Consider the following 20,320-nt stretch of genomic DNA (forward strand, 5'->3'; position numbering starts at 1 on the left):
GGTGCTGAATGAGCGACCTTTTGATTCGCGATATTCCGGATGCCATGAAGCATGATCTCGCAGAGCGGGCAAAACAGACTGGCCGCAGTCTCTCCGACGAGGCAAAGGAGCTTTTGCGGGCGGCGTTAGTGGCGGAGGATGCTAACGCCGGTCGCAGCGGATTGTCTGCGTGGGATGTTTTGCGTCCTATTTTCTATACCGAAGATGCTGCTGCTGCCGAAGAATATGGGCGCATCATGAAAGAGATCGAAGCGGAACGGAAAAAGGATTTCGGCCGACCAGTTGAGGATTTCGAGTGATCCTGCTCGATACGAATATCCTCTCCGAATTGACGAAGCCTGTGACCGACCGCAATGTCGAAGCATGGTTTCAGATGCAACCCATCATGAATCTCTATCTCTGTGATATTGTGGTGATGGAGCTGTCTTATGGGGCGGAACGCTTCTTACTTCGAACGGGATCGTACCGCTACATTCAAATGTTCAACGAGCAACTCGTTTCTTTTCGCGGCAGGATCCTGCGTTTCGATCATCAATCGGCCATCGAAACCGGTCGCATTCGAGCGGGGCGTGAAAGGACCGGCCATCAGATCTCCGTCCAGGACGCCATGATCGCTGCCATCTGCCTAGCACAAGGCGCGACGCTGGCGACGCGGAACACAAAAGACTTCGAGGGGCTTGATCTTAAGCTCGTAAACCCGTTTGAAGGCGGTTAGGGCCTGATCTCCAAAAATCGCAAAGCGGTTTTTGGCCAAGATCATGCCAAACGAGAGAACTCAGCCGGACGGATCGCATGTCGCTCAGCATCATCTTTATGGGAACGCCCGAATTTTCCGTGCCGACTTTGCGGTTGCTGGTCGATGCGGGACACCGGATTTGCGCTGTTTATACGCAGCCGCCAAGGCCCGGCGGGCGGCGTGGGCTCGATCTCCAGAAGTCGCCGGTGCACCGGGCGGCAGAACTGCTCGGCCTGCCGGTTTTCACGCCCGTCAATTTCAAGGAGCCCGAAGAGCGCCAGCGTTTTCGCGAGCTCGATGCCCATGTCGCCGTGGTGGTCGCCTATGGCCTGCTGCTGCCGGAGGCAATCCTCTCGGGTACGCAGTTCGCCTGCTATAACGGCCATGCTTCGCTGCTGCCGCGCTGGCGAGGTGCTGCGCCCATCCAGCGGGCGATCATGGCCGGCGACAAGAAGACCGGCATGATGGTGATGAAGATGGACAAGGGCCTCGATACCGGTCCGGTCGCACTCACGCGGGAAGTGGAGATCGGCGACACGATGACTGCGGGCGAGCTGCACGACAAGCTGATGCTGGTTGGCGCCAAGGCGATGGTCGAGGCGATGAACAAGCTGGAGCACGATGACCTGCCGCTAACCGCACAGCCTGCCGAGGGCGTCCTCTACGCCGCCAAGATCGATAAAAGCGAGACACGCATCGATTTCAGCAAGCCGGCTGCGGATGTTCACAACCATATTCGCGGCCTCTCGCCTTTTCCCGGCGCCTGGTTCGAGGCCGAGATCGCCGGCCGGCCAGAACGGATCAAGGTTCTCGGCTCCGAACTTGCCGAAGGCGAGGGCGCGGCCGGCGAAGTGCTGACCGACGGTCTGGTCATCGCCTGCGGTTCCGGCGCCGTCCGGCTGACGAAATTGCAGAAGGCGGGCGGCAAGCCGCTGGCTGCGGCCGATTTCCTGCGCGGCACGCCGATTGTGCCGGGCACGATGTTGGCGGCGGGACCAGCCTGATGCCTCGTTACCGCATGACCGTCGAATATGACGGCATCCCCTATGTCGGTTGGCAACGCCAGGACAATGGTCCCTCCGTACAGGGCGCGATAGAAGGCGCCATCTTGTCTTTGACTGGCGAAAAGGTCTCCATTCGCGGCGCGGGACGCACCGATTCCGGCGTGCACGCGATGGGCCAGGTCATGCATGCCGACCTCTCTAAGGAATGGAAGACCTACACGCTCCGCAATGCGCTCAATGCGCATCTGAGGCTTGCCAAGGAGCGGGTCGCCATTCTCGATATCGCCGAGGTTGATGAGCACTTCGACGCACGCTTTTCGGCCATCCGCCGCCACTATCTCTATCGCATCATCACCCGCCGTGCGCCGCTGGCGCTGGAGGCCGGGCGTGCCTGGTGGGTGCCGAAAGATATGGATCATGAGGTCATGCATGCGGCGGCCCAGACGCTGGTGGGCCGGCATGATTTCACCACCTTCCGTTCGGCGCATTGCCAGGCAAACAGCCCGGTGCGCACACTCGACCGGCTGGATGTGACCCGCAATGGCGAGCTCATCGAAATCCGCGCCACGGCGCAGAGTTTCCTGCACAATCAGATCCGCTCGTTCGCCGGCACGCTGAAGCTTGCAGGCGAGGGAAAGTGGACTGTGGACGACGTGCGCGCTGCGCTGGATGCGCGAGACCGCAAGGCATGCGGCCCCGTCGCTCCGCCGGATGGGCTCTATTTCATGCAGGTGGATTATCGCGACGGCGTTGGGCCCGTGGACGCCGATGACGAACAGGACGATTCCTAGCCTCCGTTGGATGGCTCGGGATGCCTGTCAGCGACGACACTATCCTTCGACAACATTTCTGCGTCGATTCCACCCTCTCCTCAGCCCCGAGAGCGGCATCCAGCCCATCGGGCGGCGGCCGCCTCCGTCAATTGACACACTCAGCGTCTGAGCTGCGCCACCGAAATTGAACATGAGCGCGCCATTGCCACGAATTGCGTCCACATCAAGTGTGGCCGCACACATCGCGGTCTGGCCAAGCGCCATGCCAATATTTGGGAGGGACTCGACTTGAGTAGCAGACTGTGGGGGGAGCAGGTTATCGCGGCACTGAGATCCTCAGGTGCAACAGAGCGTCACCTGTTCATGTCCTCAACCACCCAGCGGAAAAATAAAATAATCAAAGCTGCAAATAATAGTAATTGCATCATCTTTGGCAGATCAAGCATATCATAGCTCTCTAATTTATCGCTGCATCATGCAGACGAGCTATAATAAACCGGAATGCGTCAATGACCATCTACTATGGGGATACATTAAGATTGCGGTTAATATATGGTTTATATTGAATGTATTCAGCGCAACTGAAAATATCGAGACATGACCCGTGAATATATTGCCGCGACTACATCGCCCGGCAGTGATGGCACGTGGCGACGTATGACGGCTTTCGTCCACCACTTTGTCAGAGATGTCTAACCACTCAACCCGGCGGATAGATGCCGAGGAAGCGCTGGAGAAAATCCGTCAGCAGCATGGTCGGGATCAGCAGTATCAGCGTCAGTGCGCCGACGAAAAGCGGATGCGCACCGCAGATCATTCGGAGGATACGCGCCAGCGAGAAGACGATCGCCATCATCAACGCCAGCCACAGGATGGCCGCCAGCCCATTGGAACCGGGTACGAAGGCGAGCAGCGCGATCAGCAGGGAATTGAGATAGGAAGTCGGCAAGCCGAGCCAGTTGACCACCACGACGATGGGCGCGAATTTGTCGCCGAAACGAAAGATCATCAGTAGCACGCCGGCCAGTATCAGCGGCGCCAGCCAGCTTGCTGCCTCGACCAGCGCCAGGCGAAAGAAGAAGGCCATGCCGGTCGAGGTTTCCGGCGGCATGGCGGTGAGATAGGCCTGCTGCCACCAGAGCCATGAAATGCCGATCGGCGGCAGGCTCCAGAGGATCGCCCAGAAGGATCGCAGCATGCCGCGGTCTGATATGTCGAGATATTGGAAACCGCGGGCGTCCATCCGAATCAAAAGCCACAGGCCCGCCAGATAGTATTGGACTTCCCTAAAGGTCGGCATTCGCAAACCAGCGCTGGATGAAGGTCTCGTAGATCTCGGTCAGGGTTTCGAGATCCGATAGCGCCACCCGCTCATCGACCATATGCATGGTCTGGCCGACAAGACCGAATTCCACGACAGGGCAATAATCCTTGATGTAGCGCGCATCCGAGGTGCCGCCGGTGGTGGAAAGCTTCGGTGTGCGGCCGGTGACATTTTCGATTGCCGACGATAGCGAAGCGATCAGGGCATTGTTGCGCGTCAGGAAAACCTGGCTTGGACGCTCGGACCAGACAATGTCATATTTAGTCGGCTCACGACCTGGCCGCAACGTTTGGTCTGCTGCGGCGGCATCGAGGCGGGCAAGGATTTCCGCCTTCAGCGTCTCGACGCTCCATGTGTCGTTGAAACGGATATTGAAAACAGCCGTCGCCTTGGCGGGGATGACGTTGGTTGCGGCGTTGCCGACGTCGATCGTCGTCACTTCGAGGTTCGACGGCTGGAAATTGTCGGTGCCGGCGTCGAAGGGCGGATGGAGCAGCGCTTCGGTCAATTTGACGATGCTGCGCACCGGATTGTCGGCCAGGTGCGGGTAAGCGGCATGGCCCTGCACGCCATGAACCGTGATGAAACCGGATATCGAACCGCGGCGGCCGATCTTGATCATGTCGCCGAGCTGGTCGGGATTGGTCGGCTCGCCGACCAGCGAGGCGTCCCATTGCTCGCCCCGCTCGGCGGCCCATTGCAATAGCTTGACCGTGCCGTTGATGGCCGGGCCTTCTTCGTCACCGGTGATCAGGAAGGAAATGGAGCCGTTAGGGGCACCATGTTTCTCGATATGGCGGGCGACTGCGGCGGCGAAACAGGCAATGCCACCCTTCATATCGACGGCGCCGCGGCCGAAAAGCTCATCACCAGCGATTTCGGCAGCAAAGGGCGGATGGCTCCAGGATGCGGCATCGCCGACTGGCACGACATCCGTATGGCCGGCAAACATTAGATGCGGACCCTCTGTGCCGAGGCGGGCATAAAGGTTTTCGATATCGGGCGTTCCCGGCTCGCTCGCCGTCATGCGCTCGACTTTGAAGCCCAGCGGCAGCAGCATATCGGCAAGCGCGGTCAGTGCGCCGCCTTCGGCGGGTGTGACAGACGCACAGCGAATGAGGGTCTGCAGATTGGTGACGGGATTGGTAACGGTCATCGGAGGCAACTTATCCGGCGAGAAATGGCAAAGCGATGGCAAAGGATCGGCGATGAGTCGAAAATCTTTGCCACGATTGCAGCAATCGCACAGGCATGCGCACCCGGCAAGCATAAGGGAAGCGCGATGTGACAACCGCGCTTCCAAAAAATTTAAAGATCAGTCGCGCAGCAGCTCGTTGATGCCAGTCTTCGAGCGGGTCTTTTCGTCGACGCGCTTGACGATGACGGCGCAGTAGAGGCTGGGAGCCGGCTGGCCGTTCGCCATGGTGTTGCCGCTCGGCAGCGCGCCGGCGACGACAACGGAGTAGGGCGGCACTTCGCCATAGGTGATCTCGCCGGTGGCGCGATCGACGATCTTCGTGGACTTGCCGATGAAGACGCCCATGCCGAGCACCGAACCTTCGCGGACGATGCAGCCTTCGACGACTTCCGAGCGGGCGCCGATGAAGCAATTGTCCTCGATGATCGTCGGGCCGGCCTGCATCGGCTCCAGCACGCCGCCGATGCCGACGCCGCCCGAGAGATGCACATGCTTACCGATCTGGGCGCAGGAGCCGACGGTCGCCCAGGTGTCGACCATGGTACCTTCGCCGACATAGGCGCCGAGGTTGACGAAGGAAGGCATCAGGATGGCGTTCGGGGCGATATAGGCCGAGCGGCGGACGACGGCGTTCGGCACGGCGCGGAAACCAGCCTCGCGGAAGCGGTTCTCACCCCAGCCTTCGAACTTCGACGGCACCTTGTCCCACCAGGTCGAGCCGCCGGGGCCACCGTCGACGATCTGCATGTCATTCAGGCGGAAGGAGAGCAGCACCGCTTTCTTGAGCCACTGATTGACCGTCCAATTGCCGTCGGAGCCACGTTCGGCGACGCGGACCTTGCCGCTATCGAGTAGATTGAGCGCCGTCTCGACGGCGTCGCGAACTTCGCCGCGCGTCGACGCGTTCACGTTATCGCGATTTTCGAAGGCAGCTTCGAGGGTCTTTTCGAGAGAAACGAGATCGGTAGCGCTCATGGGAATTCCTTAAAACGTCGGTGCCTATCGTAATTTCCGGAAATGGTCCGGAAGCAGTTGACTGGTCCTATAGCATGGGTCTCGAAAATGGAATGTCTTTTCCGCGCCGATTGAGCTTGGATTCAAGGCATTGTAGGGCATATGCAAGAGCTTGGTCTTCCTGTCAGTTGTTGGAACGCCAGTCATGATCGATTTGAAAGGCATCAGTAGATGAGCAAGGGGAAGAACGGCAGGCTGAGACGCAAGGATGGGGTATGGGACCCTCTGAAGTCGAGCTCGGCCGACAAGAAGCGCGCCGAATCCGTGCCGAAGACGCCGCAATCCATGTCGCCGTCCTATCGGCTCGCCTATGCCGACGAGGATTTCCTCTGCCGCGAGGAATTGCGGCCGATCCGGCTGCAGCTCGAACTGTTGAAGACCGAGATGTATCTCACCGAACGCGGCATCAACTCGACGGTGGTCATGTTCGGCGGCGCGCGTATTCCAGCGCCCGGCACCAGCGCCTGGGCGGCGCGCAATGATGTGCAGCGCGCCAATCTCGAGGCGGCATCCGTCTATTACGAGGAAGCCCGCAAATTCGCCCGGCTTTGCGCCCGCTACTCCGCCGGCTTTGACTTCCATGAATATGTCGTGGTCACTGGCGGCGGCCCCGGCGTCATGGAGGCCGGCAATCGCGGCGCTTCAGAAGAGGGGGCGCCCTCCATCGGCCTCAACATCGTGCTGCCGCACGAGCAGGCGCCGAATGTCTACGTGACGCCGGAACTCAGCTTCAATTTCCACTATTTCGCGATCCGCAAGATGCATTTCATGGTGCGCGCCAAGGCGATCGCGGTGTTCCCGGGCGGTTTCGGCACGCTGGACGAGCTCTTCGAATGCTTGACACTCATCCAGACCGGCCGCATGGAACGCCTGCCGCTGATCCTGTTCGGTGAAAAGTTCTGGCGCGAAATCATCAATTTCGATGCGCTCGCCGAATTCGGCACCATCGCGCCCGACGACGTCAAGCTGATCAGCTTCGTCGACACGGCCGATGAGGCCTGGAAGATCGTCGCGGACTTCTACGAGCACGATAACGGCCACTGAAACGAAAGGCCCGCCGTCGCATCTGCGAGGCGGGCCTTTTCAGCATAGGGGGATGGCCTGGAATGATCCCGAAAACTATGAAGCGGTTTTCGGATAGGATCGTGCCCAACCGAACATTCAGAGCAGGGGACGGTTCGGCATGTCGTCCAGTGAGATCACGCCGTCATGGTTGCGGTCCATGTGGTCGAAGAGCTTGTTGGCGGCGTCTTCGGCCTCCTGCTTGCTGATCTGGCCGTTTTCATCCGTATCGACGCGTTGGAACAACAGGGTCGTGCGCATTAGAGCAGCTTCGTGCATGAAGCGGCCGCGCGGGTGGTGACCGTGATGCTTGCCCGAATCCTGGTTGTCGCCGCTCGGGGCCTGACCCGCTTGAGCTTGGTCGCCCTTGCCTTGATCCCCCTTGGCCTGATCGGCTTGAGCTTGATCCTCGGCGCCCTTGGCGTGTTCGGCCTTCCACTCCTTGATGCGCTCCTTGCGATAGGCGCGCAGTTCGCCGGGGGTGATCTCGCCGTCCTTGTTCGTGTCGATCTGGTCAAAGATCTTGTCGACGCCGGCCTTGACCTCGTCCTTGGAAATCTTCATGTCGCCGTTGGTATCGAACTGCTTGAGCATGCGCACATAGACGACTTCCGGCGAAAAGCCCAGGCGATGCCAGCGACCGCCGGGGCCGCCCATGCCGTCATGGGCCTGCGGAGCGGCAAAACTTGCCTGGACGGCGGCGCCGACCAGAAGAGTTGCGGAAAGTCCTGCCAGAAGAAGTTTTTTCCCGTTCATCGTTTTTCCTTTCGTACTGAAGAATGGTCAAACGATACGGCTGAAGGCAAAAAACGACCAATTAAACATCGGTAAGGCGGATGAAACTTTCGTAACCCGATCCTAAAAAACCATTAAACGAGGGTCTTGAGAAAAGCGGTCAGATCGTCGGTCACATAGTCGATATGATCGTCCTCGCCGCTCGTCTTCTCCCACCATTCGACCACTGTGCCTTCGAGATTCTGCGGCACGAGCAGCACGGTCTTCATGCCGAGCGCTTTCGGCACGGTAAGATTGCGCGGCAGGTCCTCGAACATGGCAGCGCGCTTCGTGTCCACCCGATTGAGGCTCATGAACTTGTCGTAGGTGCTGCCTGCCGGCTTCGGCACGTAGTCGGCCGCGACGATGTCGAAAATATCGTCGAAGTTATCGAGGATGCCGAGCGCACCGGCGGTCGCCTGCGCATGCTTGACGCTGCCGTTGGTGAAAATGAATTTGCGGCCCGGCAGCGCCTTGATGGCGGCGGCGAGCTCCGGCTGGGGCATCAGCGCCGAATAATCGATCGCATGCGCCTTCTCCAGGAAATCATTGGGGTCGATGCGATGATGGATCATCAGCCCCTGCAATGTCGTGCCATGCTCGAGGTAGTATTGCTTCTGCAGCTTCCGCGCCTCGTCCCGCTCCATCTGCAGCAGCGTGGAAACATAGGCCGTCATGTTCTTGTCGATCTGCGAGAAGAGATCGACATGATGCGGATAGAGCGTGTTGTCGAGATCGAATACCCAGTCGCGGATATCCGAGAAATCGGCGGGTTGAGGCAGCGTTCTTGTTTGGGTCATGGCGGCCTTATGGCATGTGCTATTGCCTGAGGAAAAGGAAAATATGCCGCGTATAGCCGCGTATATGAGAAACATCGCAGACATTGTCGGCTATCCTAATGCAGGCTATGGTTTTGCCGATTGATTTTTCAGGTTCTGCGCTATTTGCCGGCTAGAGGGGAGTCTGTGCCTCTTCGGTTACCAAGGACAAATGCGCCCGGTGAGGTTTTTCAGGAGGGGGATAGTATGAGTCAGGTGGAAAAGGCGGCAGAGTTCGCCAGGCTGCATCGGAAGGGCGATCCGCTGATCCTCTTCAATATCTGGGATGCCGGCTCGGCCAAGGTAGTCACCGAAGCAGGCGCCAAAGCGCTGGCAACGGGAAGTTGGTCGGTCGCCGCGGCCAATGGTTTCGGCGATGGCGAGGCAATACCGCTGTCGCTGCTGGCGGTCATTACCCGCCTGATTTCGGTCACGAGCCCCCTGCCGGTCTCCGTCGATTTCGAAGGCGGTTATGCCATAGAGCCGGATGCCGTCGCCGCCAATGTCGAAAAGATCATGGATCATGGCGCAATCGGCATCAATTTCGAGGATCAGGTGGTTGGCGGCCGCGGCGTTCATCCGATTGAGATGCAGGTGGCCCGCATCCGCGCCATCCGAGAGATGGCCGACCGGCGGGAAATGCCGCTGTTCATCAACGCCCGCACCGATCTTTTCCTGCAGGAAAGCGATACGGCCCATCATCAGATTCTGCTGGAGGAGGCTTACCGCCGCGCCGACGCTTTTGCCGAGGCAGGCGCCAGCGGCTTTTTCGCGCCGGGGCTCGTCGACGCGGAATTCATCGAAGCCGTCTGCGATCGCTCACCTCTGCCGGTCAACATCATGGTGCGTCCGACAACGCCCGATAACATCACCATGGGCAGGCTCGGCGTCAGCCGCATCAGCTACGGCCCCGCGCCCTATAGGGCCGTGATGGGAATGCTGAAGAGCGAGGCCGAGGCGCTCTATCAGCAGACCTGATCATCCTGGCTTTTTCTGCGCAAACACGCGCTCCACTGATTTCGGTTGAACGCGCAGTTGCCGACAATGAGAGAACCACGCCTTCCCAACTTGGGGAGGGCGTGTTTTTCCTTAAGGGACAATCAGCGTACCGGCGCCGCGTTCGGTGAAGATCTCGAGCAGCACGGAATGAGCGGTCTTGCCGTTGAGGATGACAACGCCCTGGACGCCTGCCTTGATGGCGTCGATGCAGGTCTCGACCTTCGGGATCATGCCGCCGGAAATCGTGCCGTCGGCAATCAGCGCATGCGCCTGGGCGACGGAGAGTTCCTTGATCAATTGGCCTTGCTTGTCGAGCACGCCCGGAACGTCGGTCAAGAAGAGCAGGCGGGTGGCGCTGAGCGCGCCGGCGATGGCGCCGGCGAAGGTATCGGCATTGATATTGTAGGTGGCGCCGTCACGGCCGGGGGCGACCGGGGCGATCACCGGGATCATTTCCGACTTTGCCAAGAGGTCGAGCAGCGTGCGGTCGACTTCGACCACTTCGCCGACAAAGCCGAGATCGAGCACGCGCTCGATATTGGAATCCGGATCCTTGATGGTCTTATGCGCTTTCTCGGCGAAGACCATGTTGCCGTCCTTGCCGCAAAGGCCGATCGCCCATTCGCCAGTCTGGTTGATCAGCGCGACGATTTCCTTGTTGATCGAGCCGGCCAGCACCATTTCGACGATCTCGACGGTCTTGGCGTCGGTCACGCGCAGGCCGCCTTCGAATTTCGATTCGATGCCCATCTTCGTCAGCATGGAGCCGATCTGCGGACCGCCGCCATGGACGACGATCGGGTTGACGCCTGACTGTTTCAGAAGCGCGATATCGGCCGCAAACGCCTTGCCGAGCTCCGCATTGCCCATGGCATGACCACCGTATTTCACCACGATGGTCTTGTTTTCATAACGCTGCATATAGGGCAGGGCCTGAGCGAGCAGGCTGGCTTGAAGTTCGCTTTGGGATTCGGACATGGGGCACCCCGTAAAATTGATCGCGGCCTTTTATCTCAAGTTTTTGACAGAGGGAATAATGGTGACAGGATTAGTTTTTCCTGCGTCATATCGCGCCCCGCCCTTTATCATCCTTTGAGTGAGCTTGCCGCCCGATGCTTTTCCCCTAAGATATCTTGAATAAGCCGCGATCGGGGGATCGGATGGCGAGTGAGGAGATAGAGGCGCTCATCGGCCGGGTCGCGATGCGCGACCAGAAAGCCTTTGTCGCGCTCTATAAGAAGACGAGTCCGAAACTCTATGCCGTGTGTCTGCGTATCCTCGGCAATAGAACGGACGCCGAGGAGATTTTGCAGGAAGTTTATGTGAAAATCTGGCAGCGGGCGGAGCGCTTTATCGCCTCGGAAGGGCCGGCGATCCCGTGGCTGACCACGATTGCGCGCAATCAATCGATCGATGCTATCCGTGCCCGAAAACCTGTCGCAGACGAAATTGATACGGCCTATGATCTTGCTGATACCGAACCTGGACCCGAAGAGCAGGCAATAGTGAAGGGAGAGGGAAGGCGGATTGACAGGTGCATGGAAGAGTTGGAAGCTGATCGGGCGCGGGCTGTTCGCAGCGCCTATGTGGATGGCCTGAGCTACCAGGAACTTGCCGAGCAATATGCGGTGCCTTTGAATACCATGCGCACCTGGCTGCGCCGAAGCCTGATTAGACTGAGAGAGTGCATGGACAGATGAGTACGCCCGATCAAAGCAAGGGAGGTCGCTCCCGAGATGAAGTCCTGGCCGGAGAATATGTGCTCGGCGTGTTGTCATTGGAGGATCGGCAGAAGGTAGAGCGGCGCATGCGCAGCGATCGGCAGTTCGCCGCCATCGTCAGCCGCTGGGAGCAGAATCTTTCGGGATTCAACGACGATTACGACATGGTCCCGCCGGCCGCCTCCGTCTTTCCCAAGATCGAAAGGCGCATTTTTGGAGAAGCCGCTTTCGGCGCCAATCTCTGGAATTCTTTGTTGCTCTGGCGGTCCGTCGCCTTCGGTTCCTTGTTTCTCGCAGCCGGCGTTCTGGTTTTCACCGTCACGAACAACGTCTCGAAGCCGCAGCCGGGCAGGCAGCTCACCGCATCTCTTACCGGACAGAACAGCCCCATCAATTTGCTGGCGGATTATGACGTCACAAGCGGACGACTGAAGGTGACGCCGGTCGCTGCCGGCCAGCCTCAGGAAAAATCATTGGAACTCTGGCTGATCCGCGGCAGCGAGCCGGCCGAGGCGCTCGGCGTCCTGCCGCAGACCGGCGAGGGCGAGATCGTCCTGCCGCAGGAGATCCACGGTAAGCTGACGGAAGGCGCGATCATCGCCGTCAGCGTCGAGCCCTTCGGCGGTTCGCCGACGGGCAAGCCCACGGGCGATGTCATTGCCTCCGGCACGATCCATTTGCCCTGAAAGCATCTTTCTTCCGAAAAAAGAATCGCGGCTGAAACTCTTCCTTCGGCGCCTCCGTACCTTGCTCTGACCCCATGTGATCGGGGCAAAAGAGGAAGAGGACAAGCCATGATGAAGACCGCAATCCGCATCGCCGCAGTGGCCGTAACGCTTTCGGCCGCGACCGGCCTCGCCTATGCGAAGAACCCGACCGTCGGTGGCGCGCCGATGTTCGCCAGCAAGAACATCATCGAAAATGCCGTCAACTCGAAGGACCACACGACGCTGGTCGCCGCCGTCAAGGCCGCCGGCCTTGTCGATACGCTGGAGGGCAAAGGCCCCCTCACCGTCTTTGCGCCCACCAATGAAGCCTTCAAGAAGCTGCCGCCCGGCACGGTCGAGACGCTGCTGAAGCCGGAGAACAAGGCGATGCTGACGAAGATCCTGACCTGCCATGTCGTCGCCGGCGATGACATGGCCGCCGCCATCAGGAAAATGTCGATGGGCAATGGCGGCGAATATGATCTGAAAACGGTCGGCGGCTGCACGATCAAAGCCACGGAAATGGGCGGCAAGCTGACGTTGACCGACGAGGCCGGCGGCACCGCTCACATCACCATTGCCGACGTTAAGCAGTCGAACGGCGTGATCCACGTGGTCGACAAGGTGTTATTGCCGAAAATGTAACGACCATCGGCAGCATGGCCGCCACTTTTCTAACGTCGAGGGTGGCGGCCTCTTTTGTCAGACGGCGATGCCGACCGTCAGGCCGATCGCCTGACGCAACTCCTGTAGGCCCTCGGCCTTCTCCGAGGAGGTGGCGAGGATGCCGGGATAGGCGGCGGGGCGCTTGCGGATCTTTTCGGCCGTATCGGCCACCAGCTTCGGCAGGCCCGCAGCCTTGATCTTGTCGGTTTTGGTCAAGACGATCTGATAGGAAACCGCGGCCTTGTCGAGCAGCGACAGAACCTCTTCGTCATTTTTCTTGATGCCGTGGCGGCTGTCGATCAGCACATAGACACGCTTCAGCGTCGACCTTCCGCGCAGATAGTCGAAAACCAGTTTCGTCCAGGCATCCACCTGCTCCTTCGGCGCTTCGGCATAGCCGTAGCCGGGCATGTCCACCAAGGCCATCGGCGGCAGGTCGGTTCCTTCGCCGGAAAAACCGTCGGGAACGAAATAGTTGAGTTCCTGCGTGCGGCCCGGCGTATTCGAGGTGCGTGCCAGACCCTTCTGGCCGACCAGCGCATTGATCAGCGACGACTTGCCGACATTCGAGCGCCCGGCGAAAGCCACTTCCAGCGGCCCCTCGGGCGGCAGGAATTTCATCGCCGGCACGCCGCGGATGAAGATCCATGGGCGCCCGAAAAGCGGCTTGTCGTCTTTTATCGTCTGATCTGCCATGCGCTCGCGGTCTTCCGGTTCAACTGGCTGACTGGCTTCGGGGTTTTGGCTGGGAAAGTCAAGTTTTGATCGTCAGCTCTTCGTTGGCGGCTGGCGTTCCAAAGCAGTCGTCAGGACGGAATAAGCGATCTTTTTGCAACGTCAATGACGGTTTGGGTAAGGAGGGCAAGCCGGTCTGCGGCGAGGCGGCTAATCTGCCAGTAGAGGGTCACATCCAGAGGCGTGTCCGGCACCAGTTCGACCAGCCGCCCAGCCCGAACATGGTCTTCAATGAGATGAACCGGGTTCATTCCCCATCCCATCCCCAGCAGGCTGGCTTCGACGAAGCCTTGTGTAGAGGGCAACCAGTGTGTTGGCACGTTACTGTGGACTCCGAACACACGTTGGAGCCAATCGATTTGGAGGCGATCCTTCTGACTGAAGATCAATGATGGCGCGACGGCTATGGCCTCCGGTGTCACGCCATTGGGAAAATACCGCCGGATAAAGTCAGGGCTTGCTGTGGCATGGTAGCGCATAGCGCCCAAGGAATATCGGCGGCATCCGGAAATCGGTTGTTCCATGCTGGTGACGGCAGCAATGACCCTTCCGCGCTGAAGCCAGTCCGCAGTGTAATCCTGATCATCAACCGAGATATTGAGAAGATAATCCGACGTGTTGGCGAAGCGCGCCGTCGCTTCCAGAAACCAGGTTCCAAGACTATCGGCGTTCGTCGCGACCTGAAGCGTGACCCGCTGCTGAGGTTTTCCACGCTCGCTGAGCGAGGGGAGATGTTCGAGCAATTCGCTTTCCAGAATGCCGACGTTTTCCATGTGCCGGCAAAGCCAGTCGCCCTGTTCCGTGGCGATACAAGGCGTCCCCCTGATGACGAGCGCAGTGCCGACCCGTTCTTCAAGTTGCTTGATCCGCTGAGAAATGGCCGACGGCGAAACGTTCAGTACCGCTGCCGCTTTTTCGAAGTTGCCGGTTTGAACAACGGCGAAGAGAACGCGAAGAGCCGGGTAGTCTATCATGGATAAGCTGCGCTTAATCTGTGTAAGGAGGTTTAAGTATCCTAAATCGGCGATCGGGTCTATGGAGCCGCGAGGCTTTTGAGGCGGGCAATATCGGCATGGATTTCTCGACATATTTTACCGGAATGACGATGGGGCTAAGTCTCATCGTCGCCATTGGCGCGCAGAATGCGTTCATCCTTCGCCAAGGTTTGCGCCACGAGTACGTCTTCGCGGTCTGCCTTGCCTGCGCACTGTCGGACGCTGTCCTCATCGTCATCGGGGTCACGAGTTTAAAGCAGGTCGTCGACGTGCTGCCCTGGCTCGATCCCCTCATGCGCTACGGCGGGACCGCGTTCTTGGTCTGGTATGGGGCGAAAAGCTTGTTATCCGCGCTGCGATCCACCGGCGCTCTGTCGGTGGCGAAGAGCAATTCGGCGAGCTTCGGTAAGACCATGGCCATGTGCCTTGCACTGACTTGGCTCAATCCTCATGTCTACCTCGACACCGTTGTGCTTCTCGGAACGATCGCGACGCGCTTTCCAGGTCATCAGGCGGAGTTTGCCGCAGGGGCCACGACAGGGTCGTTCCTGTTCTTCTTTTCACTGGGATACGGCGCGACCCGACTGAAGCCCATCTTTTCACGGCCGGCATCATGGCGCATTCTCGAAGCAATCATTGCCTGCGTCATGTGGCTGATCGCTTTCAAACTTCTCGGCGGGATGTGACGTCCGCCGGGATGGCGGACGAGAAGAGCACCATGTTGTATGACGTGCATCGGCTTTTTACTGCATAAACTGTCCCAGCGCGGCGCTTTCTCGTACGCTTTCGCCCTCTCGGCGATCGCAGTTGACGGCACTTGCCACCCAATAACGAAAAAGCCCCGCCGAAGCGGGGCTTGTATCGTCATTTGGAGGGCGCCGGTTTTCGTTTGAACAGGCCCTTCAGATTGTCGAAGAGTTCCACCTTCACGCCATGGCGCTTCATGATGATCGACTGCTGGATGACCGAGAGCGTGTTGTTCCAGGCCCAGTAGATTACGAGGCCGGCCGGGAAGCTCGACAGCATGAACATGAATACCAGCGGCATCCAGTTGAAGATCATCGCCTGCGTCGGGTCGGGCGGCGTCGGGTTCATGCGCATCTGCAGGAACATGGTAACGCCCATGATCAGCGGCCAGACGCCGAGATGCAGGATGGTCGGAGCCGCGAACGGTAGCAGGCCGAACAGGTTGACGATCGAGGTCGGATCGGGAGCGGAAAGATCCTGGATCCAGCCAAAGAACGGCGCGTGGCGCATCTCGATGGTGATGTAGATCACCTTGTAGAGCGAGAAGAAGATCGGGATCTGCAAGAGCACCGGCCAGCAGCCCGCGATCGGGTTGATCTTCTCTTCCTTGTAGAGCTGCATCGTTGCCTGCTGCAGCCCCATGCGGTCGTCGCCGAACTTGGCCTTCAGCTCTTCCATCTTCGGCTGCATGCGCTTCATGTTCGCCATCGAGGCATATTGCTTGCTGGCGAGCGGGAAGAACAGCGCCTTGACGACGATGGTCGTGCAGAGGATCGCGACACCGAAATTACCGAAGAAGTGGAAGAAGAAATCCATCAACTTGAACATCGGCTTGGTGATGAAATAGAACCAGCCCCAATCGATCAGGCGGTCGAAACGCGGGATCGAATAGCTCGTCTCGTAGCGGTCGATGACCGGTACTTCCTTGGCGCCGGCGAAGACCAGGCTCTTCAGTTCCTGCGACTGGCCAGGAGCGATGGTGATGGCATCCTGCTTATAGTCGGCCTGGTAGCGCGGCTGACCGTCGGTGAAATGCGAGAAGTGAGCGTCGTAGGCGGTCGACTGCGGCGGCACGATCGTTGCGGCCCAGTACTTGTCTGTGATGCCGAGCCAGCCGCCGGTCGCCTTCGCCGGATTGACGGCTTCCTTTTCAGCGGCGGTATACTTGGTCTCGATCAGGCCGTCGTCGCCGATGACGCCGATGAAGCCTTCATGCAGGACATAGGCGGTCGGCGTGGTCGGCTTGTTGTAGCGGGTCACGCGGCCATAGCTCGACAGCGACACCGGCGCCTGACCGGCATTGGCGACCTTGTCGGTGATCGTGAACATGTAATGATCGTCGACCGAAATGGTGCGGGTAAAGGTGATGCCCTTGTCATTGGTGTAGGAGAGCGTCACCGGCGTCTTCTCGGTCAGCTTGTCGCCGCCGGAAAGGGTCCAGATCGTCGAGGGGCCTGGAACGGCGCCGGTCGCGTCGCTGCCGATATAGCCGAGCTCGGTGAAATAGCCGTCCTTGGTGTCGGCCGGGCTGAACAGCGTGATGATCGGGCTGCTCTTGTCGACCGTCTCGTGATAGGTCTTGAGCTGCAGATCGTCGAGGCGTGCACCTTCCAGATTGATGGTACCGGCAAGCGCGGCGGTGTCGATGGCGACGCGCGAGGACGACGTTTTGGCAACCGATTGATCGCGGTTGAGGGTCGTCGGTGCGGTCTGGTCGTTCGCGGGCAACGAGCCGTTCACCGGGGTGCCTGCGGCCGGGGCCTGCGTCTGCGTCTGCGTCTGCGTCGACTGAGCCTGCTGCGTCTGCTGCTGCAGCTTGGCGGCCTGCTCGGCCTGGCGCTGCGCGTCGAGACGCGGGTTCATGTAGAAAAACTGCCAGGCGAGAACAATCAGCACAGACAGGGCAATTGCTATGAAGTAATTGCGGTTGTTTTCCATCATACTTTCCTGGAGCGGTCCGTTTCCGGCCGCCGGTGTTTCGGCCTGGTTTCGATGCGGCTGACGAGTTCGCTCGCCAGTTTCTCGAAAGGTGCGGTCAGCACATCGCGCCGCGCGACAACCACATAGTCGTGTCCGGGCTGCATTGCAAACCCCGCATGAAGCCGCACGGCTTCTTTCAGCCTGCGCCGCATGCGGTTGCGTTCGACCGCGTTGCCATGTTTTTTGGTGACTGTAAAACCAACGCGAGGTTCGGCGTCGGTGAGCTTGCGGTCCAGCAGTTCAATGAGGAAGAGGCTTCCCCTGCGTTTTTCGCCTTCACGGACTGCAAGAAACTGCGGCCGGCTTTTCAGCCGCCCGACAGTCTTTTTGGGTCGTTCATTCGTCAATTCGCCCGCCATCTTATCGGGCATTCCGGCCCTTAGGCCGAAAGACGCTTGCGACCGCGGTTACGGCGAGCGGAGAGAACCGCGCGGCCGCCCTTGGTAGCCATGCGCGCACGGAAACCGTGACGACGCTTGCGGACAAGCTTGGATGGTTGATAGGTACGCTTCATTTATTTAAACACCGCGGAGTGCGGCCCTTCTTGAGCTTTGCTTTAAAAGCAAGGAGCGTTGTTGATTATGGCGAACGGGCTTGGCCTGCAAAGGCAGGCTCCATGACCGGACGTGCGCGGGCTTATAAGGATCAAGGCCCCGGAAGTCAATTATACCGGCGCAGATTCTCAGAATCCGGCTTCTCTCGTCAAAAGATACTTTGCTCAACCAGTGCGTGAGCGCGATGAAAGTCGCAGGCAACCGGATTAACTAATAAGTTTCCAATATTAAACGTGGTTGTTGCTAGGAGTTTGCTAGCTCATTGAAAGTGTTTCGAAATTTATATTAAAGATATCGCAAGACAACATTAATGATTTTAGTCGATATCTAGGGATATGTCGGGAAAAGCCCTGGCTTTTTGGGGGTCTTCCGCTTCTAGGGAGCATATCGTTGAAGATTCGTGGTAAAATCAATCTGCTCGTATCCGTGATGGCTGGTGCCGCGCTTTTGATCGGCGCAACCGCTCTTTATGCGGTCGATCAATATGACGGGCAGCTCGATGCCTATGAGCTTGCGTCAAGCCGCGCCTATATGGGCGAGCGCCTGAACCGCTACGTCACCGCGGTCGTGATGGAATCGCGCGGCATCTATGCTTCCAATACCACCAAGGATGCCAAGAACTTCGCCGATGGATTGATGAAAGATCTTGACGAGATCGACAAGGTGATTGCCGCCTGGTCGCCGTTGGTCCCCGAAGAGCAGAAAGCCGAATTCACCAAATTGCAGGATCGCGCGAAGGAATTCCGCACATTTAGAACCGAGACCGCTCGGCTCGGTGTAGCGGAAAGTCCGGAGGCCGCCAACAAGCAGGGCAACAACGACGCCAACCGCGCCAATCGCAAGGCATTCCAGGCTGAGATCGATGCGGTCGTTCAGGCCGACAAGGCAGCGCTTGACGTTGTCGACGACGAGGTCACGGCTTTCCGCCAAACGGTCATGTGGGCCGTGCTTGGTATGATGGTGGCAGGGATCGGCGCCGGCGCCGGCCTCGGCATGTACATCGGCACCGCGCATCTGAGCCGGCCGATCCGCAAGGTGACCGAGACCATCAAGCAAGTGGCTGACGGCAATTTCGATATCGAGGTTCCTTTTGCCGGACGCGCCGACGAAATCGGCGAGATGGCCGCCGCCGTCGACGTATTCAAGCAGAACGGCAATGCCGTGCGCCGCATGAATGCCGAGGAGACCGCGATGCGCGCCAAGAGCGACGACCTGCAGTCCAGCATGTCGCTCGTCGTTTCCGCTGCCGCCGCCGGCGATTTCAGCCGCCGCATCGAAAAGGATTACGGCGACGTCAACCTCAATCGCTTTGCCGGCAACATCAACGAACTTCTGACGAGCGTCGACACCGGTGTCGGCGAGGTCCGCCGCGTCCTTGCAAGTCTCGCCGAAGGCGATCTGACCCAGACGATGCGAGGCGAGTTCCACGGTGCCTTCGCCGAGCTGCAGCAAAACGTCAACAGTACCTTTGCGACCCTCAAGAGCACCATGCGCGAAGTGCGCGAGACGACCGGCTCCATCAACACCAATACCAACGAACTGCGCAGCGCCAGCGACGATCTCTCCAAGCGCACCGAACAGCAGGCCGCTGCCCTGGAAGAGACCTCGGCGGCGCTCGACCAGATCACCGCCGTTGTGCAAAGCTCGACCGAGCGGGCACAGGAGGCGAGCGTCATGGTGACGGAAGCCAAGGAGAACGCCGCTCATTCCGGCATGGTGGTTCGCAACGCCGTCGAGGCCATGGGCCGCATCGAACAAGCATCCGGCGAGATCAGCCAGATCATCGGCGTCATCGACGAGATCGCCTTCCAGACCAATCTGCTGGCGTTGAATGCCGGCGTTGAGGCTGCCCGTGCCGGTGAAGCCGGTAAGGGCTTCGCCGTCGTCGCCCAGGAAGTGCGGGAATTGGCGCAGCGCTCCGCCACCGCCGCCAAGGATATCAAGGCGCTGATCAGCAAGTCGGGCGATCAGGTGCAAGTGGGCGTCAAGCTGGTGCAGGCAACGGGCGAGGCGCTGGCGGCGATTGAGGCGCGGGTCTTGAAGATCAACGATCATATCCATTCGATCGCAACGGCCGCCCGCGAACAATCGACTGGCCTGACGGAAGTGAATAAAGCCGTCAATCAGATGGACGAAGTGACGCAGCGCAACGCTGCCATGGTCGAGGAAACCTCCGCAGCTACCCATCGCCTCTCGGCCGAGGCCGATGGTCTCGTCAGCCTCGTTGCCCGCTTCAAGGTCGACACGGGCGCTACCTCCGCTCCGGTGGCTGCGCGCACCGAAACGCATCGTCCCGTCGCATCGCCGGCACGCCGAATGCTCGGCAAGGTCGCTGGCGCCTTTGCGGGCGGTGCCGCTACGGCAGCAGCACCGGCAGCGCAGGGCTGGGAGGAATTCTGATCCAGCCTGAGTTCCCTTGGAAGGGCGCGGCGACGCGCCTTTCCTGTCTTTTGACATGACCGATCCGCCGTGCTGCCATAGAGGCGATTGGAAAAACTGTCACAATCTCCTAT

At 59.4% G+C, this 20,320-nt stretch carries 22 protein-coding genes; 11 read left to right on the plus strand and 11 right to left on the minus strand.

The annotated features are described in order from the left end of the window. Window positions 1–8 precede the first annotated feature (8 nt). The 4 genes from QA648_RS00290 to truA all read left to right on the plus strand — a co-directional run bounded on the left by QA648_RS00290 (window position 9) and on the right by truA (window position 2,531). A complete protein-coding gene (locus tag QA648_RS00290; protein ID WP_104821852.1) occupies window positions 9–299 on the plus strand; it encodes a plasmid stabilization protein in 291 nt (96 codons plus the stop codon). Next, on the plus strand, window positions 296–715 hold the full coding sequence (locus QA648_RS00295) for a type II toxin-antitoxin system VapC family toxin (RefSeq protein ID WP_104821853.1): 420 nt from the start codon (window positions 296–298) through the stop codon (window positions 713–715). Before QA648_RS00290 ends, QA648_RS00295 begins: the two co-directional genes overlap by 4 nt. Window positions 716–792: 77 nt before the next feature. After that, complete coding sequence (fmt, locus tag QA648_RS00300) at window positions 793–1,740, plus strand: methionyl-tRNA formyltransferase (protein ID WP_283048866.1); 948 nt, start codon at window positions 793–795, stop codon at window positions 1,738–1,740. After that, window positions 1,740–2,531: a tRNA pseudouridine(38-40) synthase TruA gene (gene truA / locus QA648_RS00305; protein WP_283048868.1), complete on the plus strand. Its 792-nt coding sequence runs from the start codon at window positions 1,740–1,742 to the stop codon at window positions 2,529–2,531. Before fmt ends, truA begins: the two co-directional genes overlap by 1 nt. Window positions 2,532–3,213: 682 nt before the next feature. Here the strand turns inward: truA and QA648_RS00310 are convergent. The 3 genes from QA648_RS00310 to dapD all read right to left on the minus strand — a co-directional run bounded on the left by QA648_RS00310 (window position 3,214) and on the right by dapD (window position 6,010). After that, window positions 3,214–3,813, minus strand: a complete 600-nt coding sequence (locus QA648_RS00310; RefSeq protein WP_104821856.1) for a hypothetical protein — start codon at window positions 3,811–3,813, stop codon at window positions 3,214–3,216. Then, complete coding sequence (gene dapE / locus QA648_RS00315; protein WP_283048871.1) at window positions 3,800–4,993, minus strand: succinyl-diaminopimelate desuccinylase; 1,194 nt, start codon at window positions 4,991–4,993, stop codon at window positions 3,800–3,802. Before dapE ends, QA648_RS00310 begins: the two co-directional genes overlap by 14 nt. Before the next feature lie 159 nt (window positions 4,994–5,152). Further along, window positions 5,153–6,010, minus strand: a complete 858-nt coding sequence (gene dapD, locus QA648_RS00320; RefSeq protein ID WP_104821858.1) for a 2,3,4,5-tetrahydropyridine-2,6-dicarboxylate N-succinyltransferase — start codon at window positions 6,008–6,010, stop codon at window positions 5,153–5,155. Between the two features lie 210 nt (window positions 6,011–6,220). Between dapD and QA648_RS00325 the strand changes: the two genes are divergently transcribed. Beyond that, window positions 6,221–7,093 carry an LOG family protein gene (locus tag QA648_RS00325; protein WP_104821859.1) on the plus strand — a complete coding sequence of 291 codons (873 nt, stop codon included), beginning with the start codon at window positions 6,221–6,223 and terminating at the stop codon, window positions 7,091–7,093. Window positions 7,094–7,210: 117 nt separating this feature from the next. On the opposite strand, the gene QA648_RS00330 is transcribed toward QA648_RS00325, so the two are convergent. Together QA648_RS00330 and QA648_RS00335 are read right to left on the minus strand one after the other, a co-directional pair. Further along, on the minus strand, window positions 7,211–7,867 hold the full coding sequence (locus QA648_RS00330; protein ID WP_283048874.1) for a calcium-binding protein: 657 nt from the start codon (window positions 7,865–7,867) through the stop codon (window positions 7,211–7,213). Window positions 7,868–7,980: 113 nt separating this feature from the next. Next, window positions 7,981–8,685: a pyrimidine 5'-nucleotidase gene (locus tag QA648_RS00335; protein ID WP_283048876.1), complete on the minus strand. Its 705-nt coding sequence runs from the start codon at window positions 8,683–8,685 to the stop codon at window positions 7,981–7,983. A gap of 225 nt (window positions 8,686–8,910) precedes the next feature. Here QA648_RS00335 and QA648_RS00340 point away from each other — a divergent pair, with 225 nt between their 5' ends. Beyond that, complete coding sequence (locus QA648_RS00340) at window positions 8,911–9,681, plus strand: isocitrate lyase/phosphoenolpyruvate mutase family protein (protein WP_283048879.1); 771 nt, start codon at window positions 8,911–8,913, stop codon at window positions 9,679–9,681. A gap of 111 nt (window positions 9,682–9,792) precedes the next feature. On the opposite strand, the gene argB is transcribed toward QA648_RS00340, so the two are convergent. Continuing rightward, entirely contained in the window at window positions 9,793–10,680 is an 888-nt protein-coding gene (argB, locus tag QA648_RS00345; RefSeq protein ID WP_104821863.1) for an acetylglutamate kinase, read from the minus strand. Between the two features lie 182 nt (window positions 10,681–10,862). Here argB and QA648_RS00350 point away from each other — a divergent pair, with 182 nt between their 5' ends. From QA648_RS00350 to QA648_RS00360, 3 genes are all read left to right on the plus strand, one after another. Further along, window positions 10,863–11,402: a sigma-70 family RNA polymerase sigma factor gene (locus QA648_RS00350; protein WP_104821864.1), complete on the plus strand. Its 540-nt coding sequence runs from the start codon at window positions 10,863–10,865 to the stop codon at window positions 11,400–11,402. Next, on the plus strand, window positions 11,399–12,109 hold the full coding sequence (locus QA648_RS00355; protein ID WP_104821865.1) for an anti-sigma factor: 711 nt from the start codon (window positions 11,399–11,401) through the stop codon (window positions 12,107–12,109). The genes QA648_RS00350 and QA648_RS00355 overlap by 4 nt, the downstream gene beginning before the upstream one ends. A 108-nt stretch (window positions 12,110–12,217) precedes the next feature. Further along, window positions 12,218–12,775, plus strand: coding sequence for a fasciclin domain-containing protein (locus QA648_RS00360; protein WP_283048881.1), 558 nt, complete (start codon window positions 12,218–12,220; stop codon window positions 12,773–12,775). 57 nt (window positions 12,776–12,832) lie between these two features. Here the strand turns inward: QA648_RS00360 and yihA are convergent, their stop codons facing one another. Both yihA and QA648_RS00370 read right to left on the minus strand, forming a co-directional pair. Then, on the minus strand, window positions 12,833–13,492 hold the full coding sequence (gene yihA, locus QA648_RS00365) for a ribosome biogenesis GTP-binding protein YihA/YsxC (RefSeq protein WP_104821867.1): 660 nt from the start codon (window positions 13,490–13,492) through the stop codon (window positions 12,833–12,835). Window positions 13,493–13,602: 110 nt separating this feature from the next. After that, on the minus strand, window positions 13,603–14,505 hold the full coding sequence (locus QA648_RS00370) for a LysR family transcriptional regulator ArgP (RefSeq protein WP_283048883.1): 903 nt from the start codon (window positions 14,503–14,505) through the stop codon (window positions 13,603–13,605). A 98-nt stretch (window positions 14,506–14,603) separates the two neighbouring features. On the opposite strand from QA648_RS00370, the gene QA648_RS00375 reads away from it, so the two are divergent. After that, window positions 14,604–15,212, plus strand: a complete 609-nt coding sequence (locus tag QA648_RS00375) for a LysE/ArgO family amino acid transporter (protein WP_104821869.1) — start codon at window positions 14,604–14,606, stop codon at window positions 15,210–15,212. Window positions 15,213–15,390: 178 nt separating this feature from the next. Here the strand turns inward: QA648_RS00375 and yidC are convergent, their stop codons facing one another. From yidC to rpmH, 3 genes are read right to left on the minus strand one after another with little or no spacing between them, the layout of a single operon-like run. Further along, the gene (yidC, locus tag QA648_RS00380) at window positions 15,391–17,211 is read right to left on the minus strand and encodes a membrane protein insertase YidC (RefSeq protein ID WP_283048886.1); all 1,821 of its coding nucleotides are present in this window, start codon (window positions 17,209–17,211) and stop codon (window positions 15,391–15,393) included. Next, entirely contained in the window at window positions 17,211–17,612 is a 402-nt protein-coding gene (gene rnpA / locus QA648_RS00385; RefSeq protein WP_283051435.1) for a ribonuclease P protein component, read from the minus strand. Before rnpA ends, yidC begins: the two co-directional genes overlap by 1 nt. Before the next feature lie 20 nt (window positions 17,613–17,632). Beyond that, on the minus strand, window positions 17,633–17,767 hold the full coding sequence (gene rpmH, locus QA648_RS00390; RefSeq protein ID WP_041677194.1) for a 50S ribosomal protein L34: 135 nt from the start codon (window positions 17,765–17,767) through the stop codon (window positions 17,633–17,635). Between the two features lie 430 nt (window positions 17,768–18,197). On the opposite strand from rpmH, the gene QA648_RS00395 reads away from it, so the two are divergent. Then, window positions 18,198–20,207, plus strand: a complete 2,010-nt coding sequence (locus QA648_RS00395; RefSeq protein WP_283048895.1) for a methyl-accepting chemotaxis protein — start codon at window positions 18,198–18,200, stop codon at window positions 20,205–20,207. The last annotated feature ends 113 nt before the right edge of the window (window positions 20,208–20,320 follow it).

Origin of the sequence: Rhizobium sp. CB3171 (assembly GCF_029714265.1) — a bacterium.
Taxonomy (GTDB): Bacteria; Pseudomonadota; Alphaproteobacteria; order Rhizobiales; family Rhizobiaceae; genus Rhizobium.